The sequence below is a fragment of the Luteibacter sp. Sphag1AF genome (assembly GCF_014192715.1).
Classification (GTDB): domain Bacteria; phylum Pseudomonadota; class Gammaproteobacteria; order Xanthomonadales; family Rhodanobacteraceae; genus Luteibacter.
In genome coordinates this window covers 1,468,065-1,480,223 of sequence record NZ_JACHYH010000001.1, presented here as the reverse complement: position 1 = coordinate 1,480,223, position 12,159 = coordinate 1,468,065, and the positions used below count along the sequence as shown (strand labels likewise).

General features: G+C 63.7%; 12 protein-coding genes. 5 read left to right on the top strand and 7 right to left on the bottom strand.

What is annotated here, in order from left to right:
* Window position 1 precedes the first annotated feature (1 nt).
* The 3 genes from bla to hmpA form a co-directional block, all read right to left on the bottom strand.
* Window positions 2–844, bottom strand: a complete 843-nt coding sequence (gene bla, locus FHW69_RS06630) for a subclass B3 metallo-beta-lactamase (protein ID WP_183422183.1) — start codon at window positions 842–844, stop codon at window positions 2–4.
* Window positions 845–927: 83 nt separating this feature from the next.
* Window positions 928–2,025: a PepSY-associated TM helix domain-containing protein gene (locus FHW69_RS06625; protein ID WP_183422182.1), complete on the bottom strand. Its 1,098-nt coding sequence runs from the start codon at window positions 2,023–2,025 to the stop codon at window positions 928–930.
* Between the two features lie 131 nt (window positions 2,026–2,156).
* Entirely contained in the window at window positions 2,157–3,332 is a 1,176-nt protein-coding gene (gene hmpA / locus FHW69_RS06620) for an NO-inducible flavohemoprotein (protein WP_183422181.1), read from the bottom strand.
* 165 nt (window positions 3,333–3,497) lie between these two features.
* Here hmpA and norR point away from each other — a divergent pair, with 165 nt between their 5' ends.
* From norR to FHW69_RS06605, 3 genes are all read left to right on the top strand, one after another.
* On the top strand, window positions 3,498–5,048 hold the full coding sequence (gene norR, locus FHW69_RS06615; RefSeq protein ID WP_183422180.1) for a nitric oxide reductase transcriptional regulator NorR: 1,551 nt from the start codon (window positions 3,498–3,500) through the stop codon (window positions 5,046–5,048).
* 62 nt (window positions 5,049–5,110) lie between these two features.
* Window positions 5,111–5,947, top strand: a complete 837-nt coding sequence (locus FHW69_RS06610) for a DUF72 domain-containing protein (protein ID WP_183422179.1) — start codon at window positions 5,111–5,113, stop codon at window positions 5,945–5,947.
* Between the two features lie 39 nt (window positions 5,948–5,986).
* On the top strand, window positions 5,987–6,646 hold the full coding sequence (locus FHW69_RS06605; protein ID WP_183422178.1) for a DUF6348 family protein: 660 nt from the start codon (window positions 5,987–5,989) through the stop codon (window positions 6,644–6,646).
* 16 nt (window positions 6,647–6,662) lie between these two features.
* Here the strand turns inward: FHW69_RS06605 and FHW69_RS06600 are convergent, their stop codons facing one another.
* The 4 genes from FHW69_RS06600 to FHW69_RS06585 all read right to left on the bottom strand — a co-directional run bounded on the left by FHW69_RS06600 (window position 6,663) and on the right by FHW69_RS06585 (window position 9,776).
* Window positions 6,663–7,085: a putative toxin-antitoxin system toxin component, PIN family gene (locus FHW69_RS06600; RefSeq protein ID WP_183422177.1), complete on the bottom strand. Its 423-nt coding sequence runs from the start codon at window positions 7,083–7,085 to the stop codon at window positions 6,663–6,665.
* The gene (locus FHW69_RS06595) at window positions 7,082–8,089 is read right to left on the bottom strand and encodes an LLM class flavin-dependent oxidoreductase (protein ID WP_183422176.1); all 1,008 of its coding nucleotides are present in this window, start codon (window positions 8,087–8,089) and stop codon (window positions 7,082–7,084) included. Before FHW69_RS06595 ends, FHW69_RS06600 begins: the two co-directional genes overlap by 4 nt.
* Before the next feature lie 85 nt (window positions 8,090–8,174).
* Window positions 8,175–9,551 (bottom strand): outer membrane beta-barrel protein, encoded by a 1,377-nt coding sequence (locus tag FHW69_RS06590; protein ID WP_183422175.1) that lies wholly within the window; start codon window positions 9,549–9,551, stop codon window positions 8,175–8,177.
* Between the two features lie 57 nt (window positions 9,552–9,608).
* Window positions 9,609–9,776 carry a hypothetical protein gene (locus FHW69_RS06585; protein WP_183422174.1) on the bottom strand — a complete coding sequence of 56 codons (168 nt, stop codon included), beginning with the start codon at window positions 9,774–9,776 and terminating at the stop codon, window positions 9,609–9,611.
* 196 nt (window positions 9,777–9,972) lie between these two features.
* Here FHW69_RS06585 and FHW69_RS06580 point away from each other — a divergent pair, with 196 nt between their 5' ends.
* Together FHW69_RS06580 and FHW69_RS06575 are read left to right on the top strand one after the other, a co-directional pair.
* A complete protein-coding gene (locus FHW69_RS06580) occupies window positions 9,973–10,677 on the top strand; it encodes a pirin family protein (RefSeq protein ID WP_183422173.1) in 705 nt (234 codons plus the stop codon).
* Window positions 10,678–10,720: 43 nt separating this feature from the next.
* Window positions 10,721–12,142, top strand: coding sequence for a nicotinate phosphoribosyltransferase (locus FHW69_RS06575; protein ID WP_183422172.1), 1,422 nt, complete (start codon window positions 10,721–10,723; stop codon window positions 12,140–12,142).
* Window positions 12,143–12,159 lie beyond the last annotated feature (17 nt).

Here is a 12,159-nt window from a genome sequence, read left to right as displayed (position 1 = left end):
CTCAGTGGGCGGCGCGCTCCTTCGCGAGTCGCGCATCCAGCTTGCCCGTGGCCCAGACGGCATAAGCCTGGCAGGCATGCTTGTCTTCCAGCGATGCGTGCGCGTCCACCTTGCTCATCAGATCGACCACGTCGGGATGGGCCGTGATGAGAATGTCGCAAGGCAGGTTAGAAACCGTTTCAATTCCCTTGCGATAGGCGGCCAGCTTCTTCGCGTCTGCCGAGAAGCGATAGCCGTCCTTCGAGAAGGGCGTGAGGCTGTCGCCGTAAACGATGTTCAGGCAACGCTCTCCTTCGCACGAGCGCCACGTCCAGGTGGTGCCACCGAGCGTGTGTCCCGGCGTCGCATGCGAGGTCAGGGCAAGATCGCCCACATGCACGGTTTCGCCCGGGCTGAGTTCGTCCACCTCTTTCACAGGTGGAAACAGCGGTGCCTCACCGAATTGAGGATCATTCGGGTCGTTGCCGCCGAGGCGCAGTGCATGGGCGCTGGCGGGGCTGGCGCGCACTTCGGCACCACTGTCGCGGGCAATCGCCGCAATGGCGCCTGCATGATCAGCGTGTGCGTGCGAGTTGAGGATCACGCGGATGTCTTCCACCTTGAAGCCGAGCGCGCGCACGTTCGCCTCGATCATGGGGGCATTGACGTCTTCCGTTGCGTCGATCAGCACATGCCCCTTCGGTGAGGTCACGAGGATGGCGGATAACCCGCGCGAACCCACGTAGTACGTGTTGCCGTAGACCTTGAACGGGGCCTCGGGTTGAGTCCACTCGGGCTGCCCTGCATAAGCGGCGAAGGATGCAGCGGCCAGTGCGCTGGCGCAGAAAAGTCGGGCGATCAACATGGCGGGTTCCCGCTGAAAGTGGCCGCTATCTTAGAGGGCCACTTCTGGCGGGGAACAGACCGGTTCAGGGCGGTGCCGGGGCATCACCCTAAAGCGCGGCCGGGCGGGCGATTGCGGCGGGCGCGCCAGAAGAGAAAGCCGGTTACCAGCATGAACATCGGAAGCAGGCCGGTGAAGCTGGCCACCACGCGCCACAGCATGCCCCCCACGGCAGCCGAATGGATGGGGAACAGCGCGTTGGAAATACGCGAACCCGTGCCTGCACGCGTCGCATCCTCACCTCCCAGCACACGGGCGGCCGGCGCATCCATCCACAGCGTGCTGCGGCCCGTGGGATTCCATTCGCCGGGCCGGCGCAGGCGCACGACCAGTGCCGCGCCATCACGCGCAGGCAGGTTCAGGCGGCTGATCTGCGCATCCGGAGCCGCTTCCTGCGCCGCCACCAGCACGGCGCTCCAGTTCACGGGCTTCTCGACCCAGGGCACATCGGGCGGCCGCTGCGATGGCGGCTCGCCAAACAGGCTCATCAGCCCCGCACGCACCGATCCACGGTACGCCATGGTGGTGCCGGTTCCGATCATTACCAGCAACAGTGGCAACGCCATCACACCCACAAAGCGATGCCAGCTTGCCCAACGCTGGATGGGTGGCCGGGCATGCGGACGAAGATGGGTCAGCGCGCGGCGGCGGCCGGGCCAATAAAGCCATACGCCGGAGAGGATCATGAAAAGACCGGTCAGGGCGACACAGCCGAGCACGGTCTCGCCAATTTTTCCGGAGAGCAGATGCGTGTGCCAGTCCATCAACAGCAGCAGTGGGTCCGATGACCCGCTGCGGCGGAGAACGACCTCACCCGTCGTGCCATCAAAGTAGATTTTGCCGCGCCCGGGCAGCGCCCCCTCGAACACGGGAAAGTCATCGTCCGGCAAACTGATGCTGCGCAGCGACTTTCCTTCGGACGACGCCATGATCGTTTGCAGCGCTTTACCCTGCACGCCCAGATCGGGTGATGGACGATCAATCAGCTCCGGATGCATCGCTGCAACCAGCGGATCTTCAAACATCAGCACGCTGCCGGCCATGCAGACCAGCGACAGCACCACGCCAAGCGACAACCCCAGCCACAGGTGCAGGGTTTTCAGCAGAACGCGAACCCGTCGCGGTGAGCGCGATACATTCATGCCGCAGCCTCGCGCACGTGCACGCCATCACGGTGCATGAAAGGGCAGGAGCGTAAGAACATGCGGATCGCCTGGCAAAGGTATCGCGTCATGCTAAGTGCGAATCATTACCGGATCAACGTGGACCCGGGTCAATCCATCAGCGATGCCACGCCGAAGAACTCATAGCGCACGTCGGTCCATGGAATGCCCACCGCTTCCAGATGCACCCGCACCGCACGCATGAACGCCAGCGGGCCAAGCACGTAGACGTCCAATTGGCGCGTATCGGGCAACCATTCCCGCAGGCGCTCCCGGGTGAGCAAGCCTTCGGCGGCCGCGTCGTCCGCCTCCACGCGCTCGTAGCAATAGAACCGCCGCATCAAAGGATAGCTGACGGCCAGGTCATCCACGTGCTGACGGAATGCGTGCACGGCGCGCTCGCGTGCTGCGTGGATGAAGTTGATCGCACGCCCCGCACGCATGCCCGCCTCCAGCATCGCCATCATGGGCGTGATGCCCACACCCGCGCTGATGAGCGCCAGCGGTCGGTCGCTGTCCCGCAGCGTGAACTCGCCAGACGGCGGATAAAGTGACAGCACATCGCCCACGCCGATGTGATCGTGCAGATAGCCGGACACGCGACCTCCCGGCTCGCGCTTTACGCTGATGCGATACGTATGCCCGTTGGCAGCAGACGACAATGAGTAATTTCTCCTGAACTCTTCATCGTTGATCGTGACCGACAAGCCGATGTACTGGCCCGGCACGTGTTGCGACACCTCACCACCATCCAGCGGACGCAGACGCAGCGACACAATCTCCCTGCACTCCATCGTGCGCGACACCACGACGAACGGACGAAGTCCGCGCCATCCACCGGGTGCACGCTCCCGGCCGCCGTAAATCTGAAACTCCGCGCCAACAAGAATGCTGGCAAACTGCGCGTATGCAGCACTCCACGCGGCAATCAGCGCATCGGTAGCCGTACGCTCGCCGAGCACATCACGAATGGTCCGGATCAGACACGCGCCGACCATGGCATAGTGTTCGGGCTGCACGTATTTTGATACGTGCTTGCTGCAAATGGTGGATATCACAGGACCCAGTGTTTCCATGCGATCAATGTTTCGCGCATAGTGCAGCAGGCGATGCGACAGCGCCCGTGCCTGTTCACCATTGGCTTGCCGCACATTGTTGAACATGGATCGCATCGCTGGATGCTTGTCGAGAAGGAGACGGTAGAAGTGGTTTGTCAGTACTTCACCGTGCGCTTCCAGAAGAGGCACTGTGGCCTTTACGATGGCGATATGTTCGGCGGATAACATGCAGACCTCACAACAATGGACGTCGTCGCTCGCAGCGACAATCGTTACTGATGTGCAATCAGAATTCGTGCCATCGTAAGATGCGCAGAAAAGCAAGCTGTTACGTAAGGCTTGCGTCACTATGACTGTCAGCTTTTGCTGTCGAATGGACTCGACGTTGTCGCTATGACTCCCACATCATTGCTTTCCGGCATCCTGCCGCTGGTGGAAGACCTCACCCGGGAAATGGCTGACGACACGCGCTATGCGCGACTCGTCGGCGCACTGCGTGCCCACTTCCCCTGCGATGCGGCGGCACTGCTCCGCCTCGAAAACGACGTGCTCATTCCGCTGTGCGTCGACGGCCTCAGTGAAGACACACTCGGCCGACGATTCTCCATTCACGATCATCCGCGTTTGAAGATTTTCGTAGCCAGCGATGCGCCCACGCGCTTCCCGTACGATTGCGCGCTCCCCGATCCGTACGACGGATTGATCCCCAACCAGAAGGGACGCCTTCAGGTGCACGACTGCATGGGCGCACGCTTGCGTGTGGACGGACGCACGTGGGGCGTCATCACGCTGGATGCCCTCGACCCGGGCCGATTCGATGCGGTGGACATGACCTCACTGGCTTCCTTCGCCGCGCTGGCCGCCGCGACCGTCGTCGCCTCCGAGCGCATGACAGCCTTGCGCGTCTATGCCACGACAGAGCGCCGTCGCGCCGACGCGTTCCGCAAGGCCGCCACCGAACGGTCGCCGCGCGGGCTGATCGGCCGTAGCGACGCCTTCCTCCGCCTGATGGAAGAAGTGCGTGTTGTCGCGGCCAGCGATCTCAACGTGCTGATTCAGGGTGAAACCGGCACAGGCAAAGAGCTGGTGGCCCGCGCCATCCACGCAGGCTCGGCGCGTGCCGCGCGGCCGCTTGTGAGCATCAACTGCGCCGCGCTTCCCGAGAACCTGGTCGAAAGCGAGCTCTTCGGCCACGTGCGCGGTGCCTTTTCCGGTGCCATCGGCGAACGTCGCGGCAAATTTGAGGCAGCGGACAAGGGAACGCTGTTTCTGGACGAAGTAGGGGAGTTGAGCCCCAGCGTGCAGGCGAAGTTGCTGCGAGTGGTGCAGACCGGACATCTGCAACGCGTCGGCTCGGATCGCGAGCACACGGTCGACGTGCGCGTCATTGCCGCGACCAATCGCGATCTGGCGGAAGCCGTGAAGGACGGCAGCTATCGCGCCGACCTTTTCCATCGCCTCAGCGTGTATCCGCTGGTGGTGCCATCGCTGCGCGTGCGCGGACGCGACGTTCTGCTTCTGGCCGGCGCCTTTCTTGAAGAAGCGCGGTCGAGGGCGGGCATTGTCGGCATCCGGTTGTCTGGTGACGCGCGCGATGCCCTGGTCAAGCACAGCTGGCCTGGCAACGTGCGCGAGCTGGAACACCTGATCGGTCGCAGCGTACTGCGTGCGCTCGCATCACGGCCTGACCACGACGAGCCGGTGCTCACGCTCACCGCCGCCTCGCTCGATCTGTCGGACACCGCGCCCGGCGAGCTGGACATGCCCGCAGCCACCTACGACGTGCCCCGCGGCAGCCTGCGCACGATGCTGGCGTTCCATGAACGCCGCATCATCGAAACGCACCTGGAACAGCACGGCGGCAACTGGGCGGCGGCGGCGCGCTCACTGGGCATCGACCGGGCCAACCTGGCGCGCAGCGCGCGGCGCCTCGGGCTACGCTGACGACATGGCGTCCACCCCGCGTCTGCCAGCCTGCCGGCATCCCCTTGAGCGCGGAGCACCCGATGGCCACTCGTCGCACCCCCGGGCCACCCAAAGCTGGAAACATCCGCGCCGGCATGGGCGGCTGGACGTTCGCTCCGTGGCGCGACAACTTCTACCCGGGTGATCTCATCCAGCGCGAGGAGTTGAGCTGGGCCAGCCGACAGGTCACGAGCATCGAGATCAACGGCACCTACTACCGCGCTCAGAGCCAGGCCACCTACGAACGCTGGGCCAGCGAAACACCACCCGGCTTCGTGTTTTCGGTCAAGGCACCCAGGCGCATTGTCCAGACGAGGGCGCTCGACGATACCGGTGAGCAGGTCACCCGGTTCCTTCAAGGGCTGACGGCACTGGGCGACCGGCTTGGCCCCGTGCTGTGGCAATTCATGCCCACGCGCACCTTTGATCCGGACACCCTTCGCCGATTCTTCGATCTGCTGCCCGACGCGATCAACGGCCTGGCATTGCGCCACGCCATCGAGGTACGCCACGACAGCTTCCTATGCGATGAGTATCTGGCATTGGCCCGGACCCGCGGCGTGGCCACGGTGTTTACCGACTCGCCCGACTACCCATCGCTGGCCGACCTCACCGGTCCCTTCGTTTACGCACGGCTGATGCGCAGCGTGGCATCGCGAAAAACCGGATACACCGCCCCGGATCTGAAGCGCTGGGCTGACCGTGCGAAGGCCTGGGCGGCAGGGAAAGACCCCGCCGACCTGCCTCATGTGAGCGACGCCGCGCCGTCACACGGCCCGCGAGATGTGTTCGTCTATTTCATTTCGGCGGCGAAAGAACGCAATCCGGCGGCGGCCATGGCATTCCTTCAGCAACCTGGCATCGCGCACACCGCATAATTGCGCCATCTGTCCCTTACACGTCCAACCGGGAGCCCTATGGAACGGCTGATCCAGAACTATCTGCTCGACCTCTTCGCCGAGCACGGCATCGACCTTGATGAGCCCGAGCATGATGACGAGGGATGGCTGCTGACCGAGGATGACTATCCCGCCATCCGTGGCGCCTGGCAGGAGGGCAAAAATGGCCAGGTCGGACGTCTGGATATCGACGTAGTGATCGACGAAGACCGCCGGATCGAAGAAGTTTTCGCCGGAACGGGTGAGGGCAAGGCGGGTTGCCGTGACGCGCTGGACAACTTTGCGCGCAACGATTTCCACGTGATGCTGGCCGCCTGCTGGCACGTGGCCGACAAGTCGAAACTGGCTATCCAGCGCCTGTCCATTGCGGGCCTGCCGTGGGACGCCTATGTCGGCAACTTCACCCTGCGCGGTGACGATGTGGAACCGCTGGAAGTACCCGAAGAGGCCATGACCGCGCTTCAGGCCGTGATCGCCACAGCGCCCCTGACCCGCGAAGTGCACTGGATTCGTGTGTTCTACGGCAACGTGGGCGACGGCCGCACTCAGATCGAGGTGCTGCTGGACAACGAACCGTGGCCCGCTGGCGACAAGGCACTGGCGTCCGTCAGCTGGCCGCAGGCCGACCGCTACTACAGCCTGCGCAACTTCATTGCCCTGATGCCGGTGGACGACTGACCGCCACCGGGCGCCCTTACGCTCCCCACGCCTCGGGCACCAGCACGGCAAAGCCGTGCTCGCGCTCGGTGCGACGGGACAGGGAGAGCAGTTCGGCGTCGCGGCTGAACAGCAGTTCCGCACCGGCAGACACCGCCAGCTCGACAAACTTCTGGTCGTCCTCGTCACGACACTGCGGACGTACGGGGCCGCTCATGTCGCCCTGGTAAACCGAAACCCGCGCGTCGTAGGCGTCCAGAGCCCGCTGCTGCGCCGCGGCGTCGAGCTTGAGCCGCGGATAGCCCAGCACGTCGATCCATTCGGCGCGGCAGTCCTCGCGGGTCACGGCGATCACGGCGCGCGCATCCAGCGCGTGCCGCAAGGCGGCGCAGCGCGGGTCACCGAATACGAACAGGTCCAGACAGACGTTCGTATCCAGCACCACCCTGGGTGACGTCATGCCGCCTGGCGTCCGGCCAGCGCATCGCGGGCCTGGACAACCAGCTCGAACGAGCGCAGGCGGGCAGCGTGATCGTAGATCTGCGCCGTTACCATCAACTCGTCGGCGCCCGTGCGCCCGATGAAGTCGGCCAGTCCGGCGCGCACCGTCTCAGGCGAACCCACCACCGAGCAGCTCAGTGCGTGATCCACGCCTGCGCGCTCGATGGGCGTCCACACGCCATCCATCGAATGCACGGGGGGCGGCAACTGGCCCGGCGTACCACGGCGCAGATGCCAGAACTGCTGCTGAAGCGAGGTGAACAGGCGCTGCGCTTCTTCGTCGGTATCGGCAGCAAACACGTTGATACCCAACATGGCGTGCGGCTTGTCCAGCGCCTCAGACGGGCGGAACAGCGTGCGGTAGACCTCAAGGGCCTTCATCATCATGTCCGGCGCGAAGTGCGACGCAAAGGCGAACGGCAAGCCCATCTCGGCCGCCAGCCGGGCGCTGAAGAGACTGGAGCCCAGCAGCCACAGCGGCACTTGGGTGCCCATGCCTGGTACGGCACGCACCGACTGGCCGGGCTGCGCCGGGCCGAGGTAATGCTGAAGCTCCACCACGTCCTCGGGGAAACGATCGTCGCTTGGACCGAGCGTACGTCGAAGCGCACGGGCGGTGCCCTGATCGGTACCGGGAGCGCGGCCAAGGCCCAGATCAATGCGACCCGGATACAGCGAGGCCAGCGTGCCGAACTGCTCCGCGATGACCAGCGGCGCATGGTTGGGAAGCATCACGCCCCCGGAACCCACCCGGATGGTGGACGTGCCCTCGGCCACGTAGCCGATGACCACCGAGGTAGCTGCACTCGCGATACCGGCGAAATTGTGGTGCTCGGCAAGCCAGAAGCGCTTGTATCCCAAGCCCTCCACGTGACGGGCAAGGTCGCGCGTGTTGCGCAACGCGTCGCCGGGCGTAGCGCCACGGACGATGGGCGAAAGGTCCAGGACCGAAAATGGGATCATGCGGGGGAAGCCTTGGCTTTTGGCGATACCCCTTATATGCAGCGTCGTTGCGCCGATTCAACCGAACCGGCGCAACGTTTGCAGTTCAGAAATGCACGATCATGTCCATGACCGCCATCCACTGGGTGTGCTTCGTGCCGCCGTCGTAGGCCGCGACGTCGGACGCATGGTCGTAACGCACTTCCGGACGCACTTCCAGATCCGGCGTGATCCAGCGCGTGAGGCCAAGCGTGCTGGTCGTGTAATGAGTCTGATACCCCGAACGCTGCCCGTCGGCGTCGTAATAGAACTCGTTGCGGAATGACATCATCGTGCGCGGATTCAGCTCCACGTTGAAGTAATTGACGATGCCGTAGGCATGGGTGTCCTTTGTCTGCCCGGCAGGAAGGCTCGACAGCGCCACACTATTGACCGTGAGCTGATAAGCCTGCGTCAGCGTGTGCACGCGGCTGTTGAAGCGGTGCCCCCAGGTGACCACGTACTCCTGGAGATTGTTGTACGTCTGGCGCTTGTTGTTGTACGACTCGATGCACGGATACAGCATGTCGTTGTTGGATCTGGACACCCAGCGCACGCAGAGTTGCCCCGTAAGACGCGCATCCTTGTTCCACACGGCCACATCATCGCCGCCATGCAGGCCGACCTGAAGCGTCCACTGATCGTTGAGCTTGGTGGTCGTGAGAATGCCCATGTTGGTATAGGCATCCATCGTGTAGAGCACCGAATGGGTGACCAGATAGTTGTTTGGCGAGAACTGCGCTTCGATGTCCGGCAGCGACAGATAGCGACCAAAGATAACCTGCATGCCCTGCGCCACCCACGGAATGTAGATGTTTCCGTAGAAAATCATCGGGTCATAACCATTCACCCGATTGTTGTTCAGCAGCTGATTGCTGAAGACCCCCTTCATCGTGGTGTAGTGATAGTCGTAACCGTAAAGCTGGTCGATGTGGAAGCCCCAGTCGATGTGATCTGTCTGCACCGTGTCGGGCAGGCGCTCGACACGAAACAGGAACTGGTCGAATTCCACGCGGTTGGGACGACTCACATAGGACACCGGATAATTCGACTTGCCCGACGAACTGAGATTGATCGACGGCGCGATCCACCCGTAAACCTCGATACGATTCCGATCCAGCCACTGTCCCAGTGCGTTGCACGACAACGCCTTCTGCAACGGATAGCGCGCATTGGTATCGGGCACACCCACGTTGTTGTCCACCCCGCCCAGCTGCCACTCCGCCGATGGAAAGGGCGGTGAATCCAGCGGAGCATCCATGGCGCGGCGCGGCGGTGCATCCGAGGGCGCGGACGGCTGCGCGTCCTCACGATAGGCCGATGCCATGCGGGCAAAGAATCCGCGCTCGCAGTCCGAAGACGCGGCGGCCTGCGCGTGCGCCGGTGCGTTGAGGCAAATCGCGACCATGCCTGCCGCGATGGCGGCAAACCAGGGGTGTTTCATGAGCGTGAGTCTCCAGCCCGCGCTTGCGCGGGCGCGTAAAGGGATCGCGGTTGCCGGTCAGATGCCGGCGTAGCCGCCCAGTTCGTATTCGTCCCGATCTTGTGAACTCGTTACAGGGATCGGCGACGCGGTATCGCCCGTACGCATCGGAAAAAGACGGACCACGATGTCGCGGTGGTCCGGCGCCGGGTCCGAAAAGCTGGGGCGGTCGCTATAAGCGTCCATGACGTGTCTTCACTCGTTGGGGAACACCTCCATTGTGGGAAAGCGCACGAAAAAACGGGGTAGCGTTTCCCTGGCCAGGCGTATCGTTTCCGTAAAGAGTGTCGGAAAAGAAACAATCCGTTCCCCAGCCGGATGCTCCACGGCCGGGCGAGAAGCGGAAAATACGCTCCATCAACTACTTCCACGGAGCCAGACCATGATCGACGTGAAACGCTTTGCCAGCCTCGGCGGTGCCAACCACGGCTGGCTCGATGCGAAGCACCACTTTTCGTTCGCGTCTTATCACGACCCCAGGCGCATGGGCTGGGGCACCCTTCGCGTCTGGAACGACGATGTGATTGCCGCAGGCACGGGCTTTCCTCCCCATCCGCATTCGGACATGGAAATCATCACCTACGTCCGCGAAGGCGCCATCACCCATGAGGACAGCCTGGGCAACAAGGGCCGTACGGAAGCGGGCGATGTGCAGGTGATGAGCGCAGGCACCGGCATCCGTCACGCCGAATACAACGCGGAACCGGGTGAGACGCGGATCTTCCAGATCTGGATCATGCCCAACCGAACCGGCGAGAAGCCCGCCTGGGGTGCAAGGCCGTTTCCGAAGGGAGACCGCTCGGGTCGTTTTGTCACGCTGGCCAGTGGTATGGCCGGTGATGAGGACGCGCTGCCGATCCGCGCTGATGCCCGCGTTCTGGGCGCCACGCTGAAGGCCGGTGAGTCTGTGGAGTACGCACTGGGCGAAGGCCGTTTCGGCTATCTGGTGCCTGCCACGGGCTTGATCGAGATCAACGGTAAGCGCGTGGAAGCCCGCGATGGCGCGGCATTCACCGACGAGCCCAGTGTAACCATCACGGCGCTGGAAGACGCCGAACTGGTTCTGGTGGACGCCGACGCACTGTGACGCCGTGGTTACGAGGTGGGTATGCTGACGCGAAGGAGCGCGCATGAACCCCCTCGATAACCTGGTACTCAACACCGATAGCTACAAAGCCAGTCACTGGCTGCAGTATCCACCGCGTACCGACGGCACGTTCTTCTACGTCGAGTCACGCGGTGGCCTCTACGACAGCACCGTGTTCTTCGGCTTGCAGGCCATCCTCAAATCCTGGCTTGCCCGTCCCGTGACTCATGCGGACGTGGATGAAGCGCGCGACTTTTTCGCGGCACATGGCGAACCGTTCAACGAGGCCGGGTGGCGTCACATCGTAGACACCCATGCCGGCCGGCTGCCGTTGCGCATACGCGCGGTGGACGAGGGCAGCGTGGTGCCTGTCCATCAGGCGCTGGTGACCATCGAGTCCACCGATCCGGAGGCGTACTGGCTTCCTTCGTACCTGGAAACGCTGCTGTTGCGACTCTGGTATCCGGTCACGGTAGCCACCATCAGCTGGCAGGTGCGGCGCACCGTCGCGCAGTTCCTGGCTCAGACCTCGGACGATCCGGCCGGGCAGATCCCGTTCAAGCTGCACGACTTCGGCGCCCGTGGCGTGTCCAGCGCCGAGTCGGCCGGCCTTGGCGGCATGGCGCATCTGGTCAACTTCATGGGCACCGATACGGTGTCCGGCGTGCTGTATGCCCGCGCGTTCTACGGCGAGGCCATGGCGGGCTACTCGATCCCCGCGGCCGAGCACAGCACCATCACCAGTTGGGGCCGCGAGCACGAGGTCGATGCGTACCGCAACATGCTGCGCCAGTTCGCCAGACCCGGCAGTCTGGTAGCTGTGGTGTCAGACAGCTACGACATCTACGAGGCCATTCGCGAGCACTGGGGCAAGACACTGCGCGACGAGGTCATCGCGTCGGGCGCCACGGTCGTCATTCGCCCGGATTCGGGCGACCCGGTGGAGGTAGTGCACACCTGCCTCACGCTGCTGGACGACGCATTCGGCAGCGACATCAACGGCAAGGGCTACAAGGTCCTGAAGCATGTACGTGTGATCCAGGGCGACGGCATCAACCCGGAAAGCATCCGGGCGATCCTCGAACGGGCGGTGGGTGCGGGCTTTGCCGCAGACAACCTCACCTTCGGCATGGGCGGTGCGCTGCTGCAAAAGCTCACACGTGACACCCAGAAGTTCGCGCTCAAATGCTCCGCCGCGCGCGTGGACGGGCGCTGGGTCGACGTCTACAAAGATCCGGTGACCGATGCCGGCAAGACGTCCCGACGCGGCCGCATGACGCTTCTCCGGCACGCACAGACGGGCAGCTACCGCACCGTGCCGTTGCCGGACGATGCGCTGTCGCTGGATCCGTCGGCCATCGAAGCCGGCTGGGAGGAGGCGCTGTCCACCGTGTGGGAAGACGGCCGGTTGCTGCGCGATCAGAGCTTCGCCGACGTTCGCGAGCGCGCCGCGCGCTACGGGTGAGCGTGCGGCGGCGGTGG